Genomic DNA, 16,281 nt, shown 5'->3' with positions numbered 1-16,281 from the left:
CGAACGAGGCTTTGAATAGTTTTTTTATTGTGTCTACTTTTACTTGACTAGTGCAGATTAATTTCCTGGTCTTTTTTTATTTTTGAAGGAATTTTAAAAGATTTATAGAATATATTTCTAGGGGTATGATTACATGAAAATTAATTGGAGGAATGTAGCCATAATATTATTGGTTGGGACGATAGGCTTTGTTTATAGAAAAGGACCATTTGAGGTCCTATTTCTTTTGACGTCAAAAATTCGTCAAAAATAAATTTATAAATATGATATAATATGAGAAAGATATAAAACTAACATACTATATAAGTGTATATTTTATCTATTTTGATTAAGAATGATATTAAATGAGCTTATTAAAAAAATTAGTGTGGTTATATATTTGATAATTATGTATAATATTATATTAGGATAGCATTGAGGTGATTAATTGAATAGTATTGAACTGAATAGTTTAACTTTGAAGGAACTAAAGGAATATATGATTTCTATAGAAGAAAAGGCCTTTAGAGGAGAGCAAGTATTTTCATATTTCAATAGAAATAAAAAATTAGATATTGAAGATTTAAAGATATTACCTGAAAAATTAAGAAAGTATCTAATAGAAAATACAAAAATAAATAAGATAGACATTTACAAAGTCTTTGCTTCCAAAATCGATAACACTAAAAAATATTTATTTTCATTAGATGATATGAATATTATTGAATCTGTGGCTATGGAATATAATCATGGATTAACTGCTTGCATATCTACTCAAGTAGGTTGTAAGATGGGGTGTTCTTTCTGTGCTTCTACTAAAGAAGGGCTAATAAGGAATTTAACCCCGGCAGAAATGGTAAATCAAATCTATATGATGGAAAAGGATTTAGGAAAAAGTATTTCTAATATAGTATTAATGGGAAGTGGAGAACCTCTAGATAATTACGATAATACTATGAAGTTCATAGATATTATCCATGATGAAAAGGGTCATAATATTAGTTTAAGAAATATCACTTTATCAACTTGTGGTGTTGTTCCTAGAATTTATGATTTAGCCAAGGAAAATCTACCAATAACTTTATCTATATCCTTACACTCACCATTTGATAATGATAGAAAAAAAATAATGCCTATAGCTAATAGATATTCTATAGAAGAATTAATAAAGGCATGTAAATTTTATTCGGAAATGACTAATAGGAGAATCACCTTTGAGTATACTTTAATTAATAATGTAAATGACAGAGATAAGGATATAAAAGAGCTAATTAAAATTCTTGAAGGTTTAAATTGTCACATTAACTTAATTCCCTTAAATCCCATTCAAGAGTTTGAAAAGGACAGGCCAAGCAGAGAAAATATAGAGAGGGTGCAGGCAAGATTAAGTAAATCTAATATTGCTGTAACTATAAGGCGAGAAATGGGTGGAGATATTAGTGCTTCATGTGGGCAGTTAAGGCGTGCTGTTACTCAAAGTAATGATAATAAAAGATTTTAATGGGGTGGTATTATGGTCATAGGTTCTATTTCTGATGTTGGTAAGATTAGAGAAAATAATCAGGATGCTTTTTATGCATCTAAGGATTTATATTTTCCCTTATATATGGTGGCCGATGGAATGGGAGGACATAAAGCTGGAGAAGTAGCAAGTACTATGGCAAGAAGTATTATTGAAAGTAACTTTTTGAAGGCAAAAGATAATCTATTACATGAAAATATAATAATCAAGTTGATAAAAGAATCAATAGAAGAAGCTAATACAAAAATATATCTTAAATCCCTACAAGATGAAAAGTATAAAGGTATGGGTACAACTATAACGTTGGCCTACATATTTAAGGATAAAATTTGTATAGGACATGTTGGAGATAGCAGAGCTTATTTGATTAGAGAAGGGAATATATGCCAAATAACAGAAGACCATTCCTTTGTAAATGAGCTTCTAAAAACTGGTAGCATAACAAAAGAAGAAGCAAAGATCCATCCAAAAAGAAATATGATAACTAGAGCCGTTGGTTCTAGCAGCATTATAGAAATGGATTTGATAATTAGAGAATGTAATAAAAATGATATATTACTATTGTGTAGTGATGGCCTTTCTAATATGTTAAAGGAATTTGAAATTAGGGATGTTTTTATGGGAGAAAATGATGTTCAAAAAGCCTGTGAGACTCTGGCTACTATGGCCAACAATAAAGGTGGTTTTGATAATATTACCATAGTGGCTATTAAATTTAATTAGATGAGGTGAAAAGATGATAGGCAAGATTTTAGGTGGAAGATATGAAATAATAGAGCAAATCGGAGGCGGAGGCATGGCTTTAGTATATAAGGCAAAATGCCAGCTATTAGATAGATTTGTAGCTATAAAGGTTTTAAAAGATGAGTTTGTAAATGATGAAGAATTTGTTAGAAAGTTTAGAAGAGAATCTCAAGCTGCTGCTAGTCTTTCTCATCCAAATATAGTGAATATATATGATGTTGGTGTGGAAAGCGATGGAAATAATCAGATTTATTATATTGTTATGGAATATATAAAAGGCAAGACATTAAAAGAACTTATAAAAGAAAAAGGTAAATTATCTATAGAGAATGCATTAGATTATTCCTATCAAATAGCAGAAGCTTTACAACATGCTCATAAAAACCATTTAGTTCATAGAGATATAAAACCACACAATATTATGATTACAGATGATAATAGAGTTAAGGTTACAGATTTTGGTATAGCTAGAGCAGCAACAAGTTCTACAGTGACTACCACTTCTAATGTTTTGGGTTCTGTTCATTATTTTTCTCCAGAACAAGCTCGAGGAGGATATACTGATGAAAAGTCTGATATATATTCTCTTGGTATAGTTATGTATGAAATGGTTACAGGGAAATTACCTTATCAAGGGGAAAGCCCAATAACTGTTGCACTAAAACATGTTCAAGAAGATATAAAGCCTCCTAGAGAGTTAAACAGTCAGATACCTATAGGCTTTGAAAATGTTATTTTAAGATGTGTTCAAAAAAGGCAGGCAGACAGATATAGTAATATTACTGAACTAATAAAGGATTTAAAAAAAGTAAGAAATAATATAGATGATATTGATTTTAATGATATAGATAGTTATGATTCCCATACTAAGATAATTCCTATAGTTGATGTAGAGGATGATGAAATTGTGAAAAGCAAGGCACAGGTAAAAAATACAAAGAAGACAAATAAAAAAGATGGTAGCGGAAAGGTTATTTTCTTAGGTATATTATTGGCCTTTTTATTGGCTGCGTCTGTGTTTCTAGGTTATTTTAAATTAAAAAGCTTCTTTATTAGTGAAGAAGTCACTGTTCCTAAAATAACTGGAATGCAAGAAGAACAAGCTAAAAAAGAAATAGAAGATTTAGGTTTGAAATTTGAAGTTGTTGGTAGAAAGAAAAGTAGTGAGTTCAAAGCTGGTGAAGTTATGACTCAAAACGAAGAAGAAAATGCTAAGGTAAAAAAAGGTTATACTATTGAAGTGACCGTAAGTGAAGGGGATAATCTTGTAAAAGTTCCTAATGTAGAAAATAAGGATTTAGCAGATGCAGAAGAAATTCTTAACGATGCCGGATTAAAGACAAAAGTAGACTATGAACATTCAGACACCATACCTGAAAATGTGGTGATTAGTCAAGATCCAGATAGTGGCTCTGTAGAACCAGGTACTAGAATTAAATTAGTTGTAAGCCAAGGGGAAGAAATAAAGCATGTAAATATGATAAAAGTAGTTGGACTTAATATTGAAGAAGCTAAAAAGAAAATACTTGATTTAGGCCTTGAAGTTGGGGATATAACACCTCAGCCAAGTGAAACTGTAGCTAAAGATCAAGTAACTTGGCAAAGTTATGTACAAGGAACAAAGTTAGAGACAAAGACTGCTGTTGATTTATTTATAAGTAGTGGACCGAGTGAGGAATCTACTAATAATGGAGAAGAAATTGATGTTAGTAATAAGGAGAGGCCAATAACCTTCTTATTGACTCCATTGCCAGAGGTAGAAGAGACCACAATTAAGATACTAAGAACTCAAGATGGTATAACAGATATAGTATATAATAAAAAGCATAAGGCTACTGAAGAGTCAGTTTATGAAACATTTAGCGGTAAAATAGGTGCTGTATTTGAAGTATACTGTAATGATACACTTGTGCATCAAAGGACTATAACTAAGGATGAATAGGGGGCTTTTATGGTAAATGGGATAATAATAAAAGGTATTGGTGGATTTTACTATGTAAAAACAGAATCTGGTATAGTAGAGTGTAGAGCAAGAGGTATCTTTCGAGAGGAGAATTTAACTCCCCTCGTAGGAGATAAAGTAAAGATTAGGATAAGTGATGAAGATAATACTGGATATATTGAAGAAATATATCCCAGAACATCTCAACTCTTAAGACCACCAGTAGCAAATATTACTCAAGCTATAATAGTCATGAGCATAAAAAAACCAGATATTAATACTTGGCTATTAGATAGATTTCTTATAATGGCTGAGCATGAAAAACTGGAAATTATGATTTGTATAAATAAGTCTGATTTAATGCCAGAAAAGGCATTAGAACTGAAAACTATTTATGAAAATATAGGATATAGAGTGATAAATACTAGCGTACTAACGGGAATTGGTATTGATGAATTAAAAATTGCATTAGATAATAATATATCAGTATTTGCTGGTCCTTCAGGTGCTGGAAAATCATCTCTATTAAATGCAGTTAATAGGAATTTCAAGCTGGAAACTGGTGATGTAAGCACTAAGACTAAAAGAGGTAAACATACTACTAGACATGTTGAACTTTTAGAATTACATGATAATGCCTTTGTTCTTGATTCTCCAGGTTTTAGTTCTTTAAATATAGATTTTATTGAAGAAGAGATTCAATTAAAAAATTATTTTAAAGAAATATATAAATATGGAGAAAATTGCAGATTTATTAGTTGCTTACATGGAAATGAACCAGATTGTGAAGTGAAGAAACAAGTAGAAGAAGGAAATATTGCTAAGGAGAGATACGAAAATTATTTACTTTTCCTTGAAGAAATAAAAAACATTAGGAGGTACTAATATGGCTAAAATTGCGCCTTCATTACTTTCAGCAGATTTTGCTAATTTACAGGATGAAATAAAGAAAATAGAAAATGGTGGTGCCGATTATCTTCATTTAGATGTAATGGATGGTATCTATGTACCTAATATTACCTTTGGACCTCCAGTAATAAAGAAACTGAGGAAAATTACTAAAATCCCTTTTGATGTACATTTAATGATAGATAAACCTGAAAGGTATATTAAGGATTTTGTTGATGCAGGTGCTGATTTAATAACTGTACATCAAGAGGCAACTACTCATCTTCATAGAACTATACAGGAGATAAAATCCTATGGCATCATGGCAGGCGTATCACTAAACCCTGCTACACCATTAGAGTCTATAGAGTATGTTTTAGGGGATTTAGATTTAGTTCTTATTATGACAGTGAATCCAGGGTTTGGGGGACAATCCTTCATTGAGTCTATGAAGGGAAAAATAAAAAGACTAAGAAAAATAATTGATGAAAGAGAACTAAATATTATTGTTGAAGTAGATGGTGGAGTGAAATTAGATAATGCCAAGGAAATCTTAAATTGTGGTGCTGATTTATTAGTGGCAGGTTCAGATGTATTTGGAGCAGAAGATATAGAACATAGAACTAGACAATTTAAACAGTTGTAAATTAATAATTGTATGCTATAATAGAATTAATTGAAGAAGATTAACACTAGGGGAGCCAATTGGCTGAGAGTGGATTTATCCCGACCCTTATGACCTGACCTAGGTAATGCTAGCGTAGGGAAGTGTGTATTAGCCTTTAAATACCCATTGCCTACGTTGGTAATGGGTTTATTAATTTAAAGGAGGAGAGTTTTTATGGAGAAAAGATGGGATGTAAAGATGTTGACAGAAGGTGGTATGATGATTGCTCTAGCTACTATACTAAGTTATATTAAAGTCTATGAGGCACCTATGGGAGGATCAGTTACTGCTGGAAGTATGATTCCAATTATTTTATTTGCCATTCGTTGGGGTTTAATACCGGGATTAGCCATAGGAAGTACTTATGGTATATTACAATTTATCCTAAAACCTTATTTCTATCATCCAATTCAATTTGTATTAGACTATCCGCTAGCTTTTGGTTTGCTAGGTTTAGCTGGCATTGCATATTATATAAAGGACAAGAATTCTTTTAAAGGATATTTAAATGTTTTTTTAGCTGTATTTATAGGGATATTGGGAAGAATGATATCACATGTTTTATCAGGTGTAGTTTTTTTTGCTGAATATGCTGGAGATAAAAATCCTTGGATTTACTCAATTGAATATAATGCTTATTATTTAGTTCCAGAATTAATTATTTCTTGCATTGTAATCGCAATTATTTGGAAACCATTAAATAAGGCAATAAAAGCAAAATAAGAAAAACTTCTAAATGAAAATTAGTGGAAGTTTTTCTTGGCCACTGCATAGGCGACTTGCACGAAATCAAAGGTTTTTGGCAATTTGCCTAAAATTCATTGACGGAAAGTTCTTAATACTATACTATTAACGTAGAACTTTCCTATTCGTTATAAAAAAGGATGATGTAAATGAAAGGGTTAATTATTTCTAGTGGGACTATTACAGATTATAGTATATTAGAGTTAGTAGTTAAGGAATCTGATTTTATTATATGTGCAGATGGAGGAATGAATCATCTTGCAAAAATCAATAAAAAGCCTAATTTAGTAATGGGTGATTTAGACTCTATTAGTGAATCTGCATTAAATTATATAAAAGATAACAATATAACTGTGGAAAAGTATTCATCTATTAAAGATGCAACTGATACTGCCCTTGCTATGGAATATTTAATAGATAAAGAGTATAAGGAAATTATACTAATGGGAGTGACAGGAACTAGACAAGACCATACCATGGCAAATATATTTCTGCTAAACACTTTACATGATAAAGGAATTAAGGGAAAAATCATAGATGATAATAATATTATCTATTTAATAGACAACTATATGGAATTACAGTATTTAGAAGATAAATATGTCTCTATTGTACCAATAGTAGAAGAGGGAATAGTTATATCTTTAAAGGGTTTTTTCTATAATTTAGATAGAGAATTTATTAAATTTGGATCTACTCATGGAATTAGCAATAAAATTATTAATGAAATTGGAATAATTGAAATTCATAAGGGAAAAGCATTAGTATTTATTTCAAAAGATTAAAGCTTAGGATAATTATCCTAAGCTTTTTGTAACTATTTCTTTAATGTTTGAATACAATATAATAAAGTATTATAGGGGTGTTGATTATGAAGAGGTTTTACTATAGGTATATACAAAAAATGAGAAAAATAATAGGTATAACTTTAGCTGCAGTTGGTTTTTTAATAATTATTAAGTTTATACCTATAGAAGTACTTCTAATATTAATTGGAATCGGATTACTTATAATGGGAGCATTGATCCTAAAAATAAAATAAGGCTTACCATTTTTATATGGAAGCCTTATTTTATTACATAATTATAGTGCTCTTTCAACATATCCAGATCTTAAACATCTAGTACATACATTAACTTTTTTTGTTCCACCATTAACTACAGCTCTAACTGATCTAATGTTAGGTGACCAACTTCTTGAACTCTTTTTATTTGAGAAAGTAACTTTGTTACCAAATACTTTTCCCTTTCCACATACTTCACAAACTTTCGCCATGAAAAACACCTCCTTAATCTACTACTGAAAATACTTTAAAGTATATTTTCTACATTTCAATAATAACACATTATATTCTAACACAATAATTAGTAAAAATGCAACCAAAATGTATTATTATCTTATTATAATCATAGGATTTAGTTGAACTATTTTTACATTTAGGGTAAAATATAGAATATGGTATATTGAAAAGAAGGAGGCGATTATACATGCCAGCCAAGACCAATACAGAATATGGAGCAATTAGTATAGATGACAATGTCATAGCCACTCTTGCAGGAATATCTGCAATGGAGAGTTATGGTATAGTGGGTATGGCTTCAAAGAATGCGACAGATGGATTATTTGAGTTATTGAAATGGGACTATTTATCTAAAGGTATAAAAGTATATACAAAGGATGATAAATTGACTATTGACTTACATGTTATATTGGAATATGGTGTAAGGATTTCTGTAGTTGCTGAAAATATAATTGATAGGGTTAAGTTTAATGTTGAAAATTTAACTGGTCTAAAAATAGACAAAATAAATGTACATGTACAAGGAATAAGAGTTGAAAAGTAGTTTGAGGAGGTACTATAATTGAAAATTGAAATTCTAGACGGGGCAATGCTTAAAAAAGCTTTAGCTGGTGCAGCAAAGTTCCTAGAAGATAATAAAGAGGAGGTAAACTCCTTAAATGTTTTTCCTGTTCCTGATGGAGATACAGGTACAAATATGTCGCTTACAGTAAATTCTGCTATAAAGCAAGGACTTAACCTTGATGAAGAGAGTGTTTCTAAAATAGCATTAGCCACTTCACATGGATCTTTAATGGGAGCCAGGGGTAATTCAGGTGTTATTTTATCACAACTTTTTCGTGGATTCGCAAATGGTTTAAATGGAAAAGATACCGCTGATGTTAGAACACTTGCTGAGGCTTTTAAACAGGCTGCTGATACAGCATATAAGGCTGTTATGAAGCCAACAGAGGGGACTATATTAACAGTAGCTAGAGAGTGTGGAGAATATGCTATTTCTATTTGCAAAGAAGAAAGGGATATTTTAGTTTTTCTTAAAAAAGTAATAAATCATGGAGAAATAATTTTAAATAAAACTCCAGAAATGCTTCCAGTTTTAAAGCAGGCAGGGGTTGTAGATGCTGGAGGCAAAGGTTTAATTTATGTATTGACAGGTGCATATAATGCTTTATCAGGTATTGATAAAATCGAAGTTAAGACCCCAGAAAAGAAGAAGGTGGAACAGAAGGAATATATCCACCATGAACATATAGATACTGATGATATTAAATATGGTTATTGTACAGAATTTATAATTAATACTAAATATGAGGATATTGATTTATTTAGAAATGAATTATCATTACAAGGCGATTCACTACTTGTAGTAGGTGGGGAGGGTCTAATAAAGGTACATGTTCATACAAATAACCCTGGAGTAGTACTTGAAAAAGCTCTTAGTATTGGGGAACTTACAGATATAAAAATTGATAATATGAGGTATCAACATGAGGAGATTTTATTAAAATCGGAATTATCTAAGTCTAATAATGTAGAAAATAAGGATTTTGAAAAGGAATATTCTTTTGTAGCAATATCTATTGGGGAGGGAATTGATGAAGTATTTAAGGGACTTAATGTAGATTATTTAGTCTCTGGTGGGCAGACAATGAATCCAAGTACAGAGGATATACTTAAGGCCATTGATAATACTTCAGGTAAAAATGTATTTATACTTCCTAACAATAGTAATATTATTTTAACAGCAGAACAAACCAAGGAACTTAGTTCTAGAAATATTATAGTTATTCCTTCTAAGACTATACCTCAGGGGATCGCTGCATTACTAGCCTTTGATGAGTCTAAATCTGTAGATGAAAATACAGAAAGTATGAAAGAGTCCATAGCTTACGTTAAAACAGGCCAAGTTACTTATTCCGTTAGGGATACAGAATTTAATAATACAAAAATATATAAAGATGATATTATTGGAATTGCTGAAGGAGATATAATAGCAAATGGTAAGGATATAAATGAAGTTGCTATAAAACTACTTGATAATATGGTTGACGAGGATACTTCACTAATTACAATATTATATGGAAGTGACTTAACTGAAGAGTTAGCTGAGGATTTAGAAAATCATTTATCTAGTGCTTATAATGATATAGATATAGAATTAATATTTGGTGGTCAGCCTATATACTACTATATATTTTCTGTAGAATAATTTACCCTGCCCTTTGGTGGGGTTTTTTAATATAATTAATTTTGGAGGGATCATATATGGCAATAAATATCCAATATTTAAAAGGTGTAGGTCCCAAAAGAGCTTCTAGATTAAGAAAATTAAATATAAATACTGTAGAAGACTTAATGTATTTTATACCTAGGGATTATGATGATAGATCAAAATTTAAGACTTTGAGAGAATGTATGATAGGTGAAAAAGTAAGTTTAGAGGTTGAAATAATTGGTAAAGCCAATATACTTAGACCTAGACGAAATTTATCTATTATAAAAGTTCCCGTCAAAGATAGTTCTCATAATGCTTATTTAGTGTGGTTCAATCAAGAATATCTAAAAGATAAATTTATAGTTGGTGAAAAAATAATAGTAAATGGTAAAATAAATAAGGTAGGTATGGAGATTCAAATAATGAGTCCTGTTTTCGAAAAATCAGGAACTATGGATAAGGTAGGCCGAATAACTCCTATATACTCTTTAACTGAAGGATTAACTAATAACGAAATAATTAAGATAATAGATTATTCTATCAAAGAATATATAGATCAGATTAGAGAGTTTTTACCACAGGAAATAATAAATAAATATGATCTTATGGATATAAGGGATGCTATCACAAATGTTCATTTTCCTATGAATAGTGTGCTATTGGAAAAGGCTAGGAAGAGACTTTCATTTCAAGAACTTTTAACTTTACAAATGGGACTTTTTATTATTAAAAATAGAAATTTTACAAATAATAAAGGTATTAGGTTTAATAAAACTATAGAAATAAATGATTTTATCCAAAAATTACCTTTTAAACTTACAAACTCACAAATTAAAGTTTTTAAAGAAATCGAAGCAGATATGGAAAATGACATTCAAATGAATAGATTAGTGCAGGGAGATGTGGGGTCAGGAAAAACTATAATAGCAGTCCTTGCAATGTTTAAAGCTATATCTTCTGGATATCAAGCTGTCATGATGGCTCCTACAGAGATATTAGCCAGTCAACATTTTGAATCAATTAGAAAGTTTTTTTCTGGCTATAATATTAGGACGGAACTATTGGTTGGAAGTCTTTCTCCCAAAGCTAAAGAAGAAATTTTACTGGACTTAAAAGAGGGAAGAATAGATATATTAATTGGTACTCATGCTGTAATACAAGAAAATGTAGAGTTTAATAGATTAGGTCTTGCTATAACAGATGAACAACATAGATTTGGTGTGAAACAAAGGGCTATTTTATCGCAGAAAGGTAATAATCCAGATGTAATAGTTATGACTGCAACTCCAATTCCTAGGACTTTAGCCCTTATTTTATATGGAGATTTAGACGTTTCAATTATTGATGAATTGCCACCAGGTAGAAAGGAAATAGAAACATATGCTGTTGGGCCTGAGATGATAGAAAGGATTAATAATTTTATTAGAAAACAAATCTTAGAAAGTAGGCAGGCATATATAGTTTGTCCTTTAATTGAGGAAAGTGAAACCTTGACTGTTAATGCTGCGGAAGAACTATATAAGGATTTTAAAGATAATATTTTTAAAGAATTTAAAGTAGGGCTACTACATGGTAAAATGAAACCTAAGGAAAAAGATTTAGTCATGGAAGAATTTAAAAATCATAAAATTGATATACTTGTATCTACTACTGTTATAGAGGTAGGGGTAAATGTGCCAAATTCCAATATCATGGTTATTTATAATGCAGAGAGGTTTGGATTAGCTCAATTACATCAACTAAGGGGAAGAGTTGGTAGAGGTGAACATCAATCTTATTGTATATTAATAAATGAAAGCAATAATCAAATATCTAGGGAGAGAATGAGAGTATTACAAAATTCTACTGATGGATTTAAAATCTCTGAAAAAGATTTAGAACTTAGAGGACCTGGAGAATTCTTTGGAACCAGACAACATGGATTACCTGAGCTAAAAGTTGCAAATTTATTTACAGATATGGATATTTTAAAAGTAGCGCAAAAAGAAGCTATAAATATAGTAAATCAAGATCCAAACTTAGAACAAGAAAAATATAGAGAATTAAAGAAAAAAATACAAGAAATGTTTTCAAATTTAGGAGAATATTCTACATTTAATTAATTTCTATTTTAATATTGGCAATATATGATAAAATACTAGTGATATAGTTTTTAAGGAGGTAAATATTTGAGAGTTATATCAGGTTTAAGAAAAGGACATAAATTAAAAGTACCTAAAGGAATGAGTGTAAGACCAACTGAGGATAGAACTAAGGAATCTTTATTTAATATATTAGGACATATTGATGAAGATAGTGTAGTATTAGATGCATTTGGGGGTTCTGGTTCTATAGGTATAGAGTTTCTAAGCAGAGGAGCAAAGACTTGCTATTTTGTAGATAATTCTATAGAAAGTATAAATATTATCAATGAAAATTTGGAGCATACAAAGTTTTTATCACAAAGCATTGTAATTAAATCTGATATTCTATCCACAGTAAAAAAATTTGGTGTAAAACGATTGGTGTTTAACTATATTTATTTGGATCCTCCTTTTCGCCAGAATGGTTTAATTGAAAAATTGCTAGAGGTAATTAATAGAGAAAGCATTTTGGCTAATGATGGTATAATAATAATAGAACATGAAAAAGAATTAGATTTAGAAGACAATTTTTCTGGATTTTTAAAATCAGATTTTAGAAGATATGGCAGCAAATCTTTATCATTTTATAAGAGAATGGACTAAGGAGGAAATTTTATGAAAGCAGTGTATCCAGGTAGCTTTGATCCAGTTACCTATGGTCATTTAGATATTATAGAGAGAGTTTCTAAAAAAGTTGAACATCTTATTGTGGCTGTATTAAATAACCCATCAAAAAAAAGTGTTTTTTCATTAGAAGAGAGAATTCAATTGTTGAAGGAAGTTACAAAAGAATTCCCTAATGTGGAGATAGACTATTTTTCTGGACTTCTTACTGATTATGCAACAAAAAGGAATTGCACAACTATGATTAGAGGTCTAAGAGCTGTTTCTGATTTTGAATATGAAATGCAAATGGCTTTAGTGAATAAAAAAATAAACAATGAACTTGAGACTCTTTTCATGGTATCTAGCAGTAAATATGCATATTTAAGTTCAAGCATTGTTAAAGAAGTAGCTATGTTTGGTGGAAATATTTCCTGTTTTGTTCCTGAAGTTGTTGAACAAGCTTTGAAGAATAAATTTAGAGGAGGGCTATAATACTTATGGAAGTTTTAAAATTAATTGATGAAATTGAAGATATTGTAGAAGCTGGGACAAGCTTACCATTCTCAGGGAAAGTTATGGTGGATAAATTTGAAATTTTAGAAATATTGAAAGAAATTAGAATTAAGTTACCAGATGAAATCAAGCAAGCAACGTGGATAAAAGAAGAAAGACAAAGAATTCTAGCAGAAGCTCAAAAGGATGCAGATACATTATTAAAGGAAGCAGAATACAGATTGCAAGAGTTAGTTGATGAAGATGAGATTACAAAAAAGGCAAATTCCAGGGCAGAAGAAATAATTACAAAAGCCCAAACAAATGCTAAAGAAATTAGACTTGGTGCCATGGATTATGCTGATAGTCTTCTAGAAGAGACTCAAGAAAATCTGAAAGAGTTAATTCAATTATTAAATGAAAATAGAAAAGAATTAAGAGGCTCTAATTAGAACCTTTTAATGTCTTGAATGTTGTTGAAACAAGCATTGATAATAAGAATATATATATAATCATAATTAAAGCAAGTTTTGTTGAACTAGTAAGTAAATAAATCCAATTAGACAAATTAAATTGATTATTATAATACATCGGATAGTAAGTAGTAGGCTGTATATAGTTCTGATATTTTAAGAGATATAGTGCATAGCCAAATAAAACTGATAATATTCCATGTAAGAATTTGGACACTATATATAGCTTAGTATTTATATCTGTATTGTTGATGAAGCTAAGTGCTTGACTATGAACGGAGAAACCACTCCACCCAATCGTAAAGTTAAGGATTAATATTTTTGTAATCAAACTTGACTGTGAAGCTGCAATATTTTTACATCCTATAGTAACTTCAAAAAATCCTATAATTATACCTTTTATTAATTGTATATCTATAGATAATAAATTGCTTAAATGATAGATTATATTATTTAAGAATTCCATATTAAATAATATTTCAACTATTACTGAGTAGAAAATTACTAGACCACCTATCAATATAATAGTATCCATACTTTCTTTGACAGCCTTTGTTATCAAAGAACCTATGGATTTTTTTGTTTTTATCCATGTAACATAGGATTCTTGAACTTCTTCAAATAGATTTCTTTTTTTTGAGATAATAGGTCTTCTATTATTGGATTTATAAAAGCTAAATAATAATCCCAAAACTAATACAGATAAATAATGAGGAACAATGATAAGTGGCGCAAGTTTAGAGTCATTTAACATTCCAATGCTAACTGCCCCTAGCATAAAAAGAGGCCCAGAAGTACTAGTAAAGCATATCAGTCTAGTACCTTCATCTTTTGTTATTAGTCTTTCTTCTCGTAACCTAGATGTTAATTTAGCACCGACTGGATATCCTGATAATATGGACATAGTCAATGGAAATGCTCCTTCTCCTGGAACGTTAAAGATAGGTCTCATTAATGGTTGTAGCAATTTACCAATAAAATCAACAAATCCTAACCCTATGAGTATTTCAGATATAATAAAAAAAGGTAGAAGAGAAGGTAAAATAATATTAAACCATACTGCTATGCCAGATGCAGCACTGCTTAAAGAAAGTTTTGGGTTAGTTATGATTCCGATTAAAACTATAATAACTATTAATAGAAAAAATAATGTAAAGTTAAATGTTTTATGCCCATTTTTATTTTTCATATTTGCACCTCCTATAATTCATATTATGAACTATAGGAGGTTAATATGATGTGTTATTTAATATAAGGAGAATTATAATAATCCATATTTGATAGTGGACTTGAAGAATTTAATCCAATAAAAAATATATCTGTTGCTTTCTTATCGAACATAAGAATTTTCTCTAAAGACTCATTATTAAAATGTTTATAATCAGCAAATTTAGTTATAATAGGTAAGGAAGAATTTTTTTTGATTTCATTTAATAGGAATAACCCTTTTTTATTAGCACCTAATACTCTAATATAGGATGGATAAAGATCATAAAGCTCTTTGAAAGTATTGCCATCAAGCTGGTTTAGCAAATGAACAAATAATCTCTGTATGCGAGTTCTTGGATATCTTTTTGTTACAATATTGTCAATTATTTCTTTGATACTATTATTCTTATATCCTTGTTCAATCATCCTATTTTCAAGACCAGGTTCAATATCTAATAGATTCTTAACTTTACTTTTATCTAGGGTACGGATTAGATAAATAAATATTTGATCGTAATTTTCTAGATAATTAAAATGATTATATTTTTCTATATATTCCTGTAGACAAAAATAAGTTTCAATAGGAACTAAGTTTTTGATAGAACATAGGGTGCTATTTTTTATTAAATTTCTTATTGCAGTAGCACTGGCAAAACCATCAGATAAATGTAAATCGTTATAATTGCTACCAGAACGTTTTATAGCTATAGGAACTATCTTAGAATTAATTTTATTTAATGCTTTTAGGTACTCTATGCCTAATATATTATTAGATTTACCAATTATCTCCTTATAATTATAATAATTATTTGGAGAAATAATATTAATGTATTCTTCTAATGCATTGCTTCTTGATATTGAATATGATAGTCCACGGGATAGATAGTATTTTAATTTTTCCTTATAGTATTCTGGTTCATCTGATAGTACAGAAGTTATTTGGGTTAATGGCTCCAAGTCTCCTAACTCACTGCCAAATGCTAAATAATCTACAATATTTAGGCTATCCATCAACTTCACTCCTCCATAGGCAAATAATTCTGCACTTTGGGATGAAAAAATAAAGGGTAATTCTAATACTAAATCTATGCCGTTATCTATGGCCATTTTGGCTTTAGTCCATTTATCAATAAAGGATGGTTCGCCTCTTTGCAGGAAAGATCCACTCATTATGGCAATTGAATAATCTGCATCAGTTTTTTTTATAGACTGCTCTAGGTGGTATTTGTGACCATAGTGAAAGGGATTGTACTCAGTAATGAATCCAACAACTGTCATAGTAACCTCCAAATTATATTTTCTTTAATTATATCATGTTGATTTTTTAACACAAATGTAATATTATGAATTATAGACAAAAGAACAATTAATTAAATT

General features: G+C 29.8%; 17 protein-coding genes and 1 riboswitch. Of the genes, 14 read left to right on the top strand and 3 right to left on the bottom strand.

From position 1 onward, the window contains the following. Nucleotides 1-427 precede the first annotated feature (427 nt). The 8 genes from rlmN (at nt 428) to RDK80_RS04570 (ending at nt 7,528) form a co-directional block, all read left to right on the top strand. Complete coding sequence (gene rlmN / locus RDK80_RS04605; RefSeq protein ID WP_308523609.1) at nt 428-1,480, top strand: 23S rRNA (adenine(2503)-C(2))-methyltransferase RlmN; 1,053 nt, start codon at nt 428-430, stop codon at nt 1,478-1,480. Between the two features lie 12 nt (nt 1,481-1,492). Then, nucleotides 1,493-2,224: a Stp1/IreP family PP2C-type Ser/Thr phosphatase gene (locus RDK80_RS04600; RefSeq protein ID WP_256310262.1), complete on the top strand. Its 732-nt coding sequence runs from the start codon at nt 1,493-1,495 to the stop codon at nt 2,222-2,224. A 13-nt stretch (nt 2,225-2,237) separates the two neighbouring features. Next, entirely contained in the window at nt 2,238-4,187 is a 1,950-nt protein-coding gene (gene pknB / locus RDK80_RS04595) for a Stk1 family PASTA domain-containing Ser/Thr kinase (RefSeq protein WP_308523608.1), read from the top strand. A 9-nt stretch (nt 4,188-4,196) separates the two neighbouring features. Then, the gene (gene rsgA, locus RDK80_RS04590; RefSeq protein WP_308523607.1) at nt 4,197-5,072 is read left to right on the top strand and encodes a ribosome small subunit-dependent GTPase A; all 876 of its coding nucleotides are present in this window, start codon (nt 4,197-4,199) and stop codon (nt 5,070-5,072) included. A gap of 1 nt (nt 5,073) precedes the next feature. Further along, entirely contained in the window at nt 5,074-5,721 is a 648-nt protein-coding gene (rpe, locus tag RDK80_RS04585; protein ID WP_094900039.1) for a ribulose-phosphate 3-epimerase, read from the top strand. A gap of 38 nt (nt 5,722-5,759) precedes the next feature. Further along, nucleotides 5,760-5,859, top strand: a riboswitch (TPP riboswitch). A 57-nt stretch (nt 5,860-5,916) separates the two neighbouring features. After that, on the top strand, nt 5,917-6,465 hold the full coding sequence (gene thiT / locus RDK80_RS04580; RefSeq protein ID WP_308523606.1) for an energy-coupled thiamine transporter ThiT: 549 nt from the start codon (nt 5,917-5,919) through the stop codon (nt 6,463-6,465). Nucleotides 6,466-6,635: 170 nt separating this feature from the next. Further along, on the top strand, nt 6,636-7,271 hold the full coding sequence (locus RDK80_RS04575) for a thiamine diphosphokinase (RefSeq protein ID WP_308523605.1): 636 nt from the start codon (nt 6,636-6,638) through the stop codon (nt 7,269-7,271). Nucleotides 7,272-7,357: 86 nt separating this feature from the next. Next, nucleotides 7,358-7,528: a hypothetical protein gene (locus RDK80_RS04570; RefSeq protein WP_158220037.1), complete on the top strand. Its 171-nt coding sequence runs from the start codon at nt 7,358-7,360 to the stop codon at nt 7,526-7,528. 41 nt (nt 7,529-7,569) lie between these two features. Here the strand turns inward: RDK80_RS04570 and rpmB are convergent, their stop codons facing one another. Beyond that, on the bottom strand, nt 7,570-7,761 hold the full coding sequence (rpmB, locus tag RDK80_RS04565; RefSeq protein WP_094900042.1) for a 50S ribosomal protein L28: 192 nt from the start codon (nt 7,759-7,761) through the stop codon (nt 7,570-7,572). 212 nt (nt 7,762-7,973) lie between these two features. On the opposite strand from rpmB, the gene RDK80_RS04560 reads away from it, so the two are divergent. The 6 genes from RDK80_RS04560 (at nt 7,974) to RDK80_RS04535 (ending at nt 13,674) form a co-directional block, all read left to right on the top strand. Next, entirely contained in the window at nt 7,974-8,330 is a 357-nt protein-coding gene (locus RDK80_RS04560) for an Asp23/Gls24 family envelope stress response protein (RefSeq protein ID WP_094900043.1), read from the top strand. Between the two features lie 18 nt (nt 8,331-8,348). Beyond that, a complete protein-coding gene (locus RDK80_RS04555) occupies nt 8,349-9,995 on the top strand; it encodes a DAK2 domain-containing protein (protein WP_308523604.1) in 1,647 nt (548 codons plus the stop codon). A 56-nt stretch (nt 9,996-10,051) separates the two neighbouring features. Next, nucleotides 10,052-12,103 (top strand): ATP-dependent DNA helicase RecG, encoded by a 2,052-nt coding sequence (recG, locus tag RDK80_RS04550; RefSeq protein WP_308523603.1) that lies wholly within the window; start codon nt 10,052-10,054, stop codon nt 12,101-12,103. A 66-nt stretch (nt 12,104-12,169) separates the two neighbouring features. Beyond that, on the top strand, nt 12,170-12,727 hold the full coding sequence (gene rsmD / locus RDK80_RS04545; RefSeq protein ID WP_308523602.1) for a 16S rRNA (guanine(966)-N(2))-methyltransferase RsmD: 558 nt from the start codon (nt 12,170-12,172) through the stop codon (nt 12,725-12,727). A gap of 12 nt (nt 12,728-12,739) precedes the next feature. Beyond that, the gene (gene coaD, locus RDK80_RS04540) at nt 12,740-13,222 is read left to right on the top strand and encodes a pantetheine-phosphate adenylyltransferase (RefSeq protein WP_308523601.1); all 483 of its coding nucleotides are present in this window, start codon (nt 12,740-12,742) and stop codon (nt 13,220-13,222) included. 5 nt (nt 13,223-13,227) lie between these two features. Next, a complete protein-coding gene (locus RDK80_RS04535; protein ID WP_094900046.1) occupies nt 13,228-13,674 on the top strand; it encodes an ATPase in 447 nt (148 codons plus the stop codon). Here RDK80_RS04535 and ylbJ read toward each other — a convergent pair. Then, entirely contained in the window at nt 13,667-14,884 is a 1,218-nt protein-coding gene (gene ylbJ, locus RDK80_RS04530) for a sporulation integral membrane protein YlbJ (protein WP_308523600.1), read from the bottom strand. The two genes, RDK80_RS04535 and ylbJ, sit on opposite strands and share 8 nt — an antisense overlap. Before the next feature lie 53 nt (nt 14,885-14,937). Then, complete coding sequence (locus RDK80_RS04525; protein ID WP_308523599.1) at nt 14,938-16,182, bottom strand: nucleotidyltransferase; 1,245 nt, start codon at nt 16,180-16,182, stop codon at nt 14,938-14,940. Nucleotides 16,183-16,281: the final 99 nt, after the last annotated feature.

This window comes from uncultured Tissierella sp., assembly GCF_902479755.1.
Lineage (GTDB): Bacteria > Bacillota > Clostridia > Tissierellales > Tissierellaceae > Tissierella > Tissierella carlieri.
This window is presented reverse-complemented; position numbering and strand designations above follow the sequence as displayed.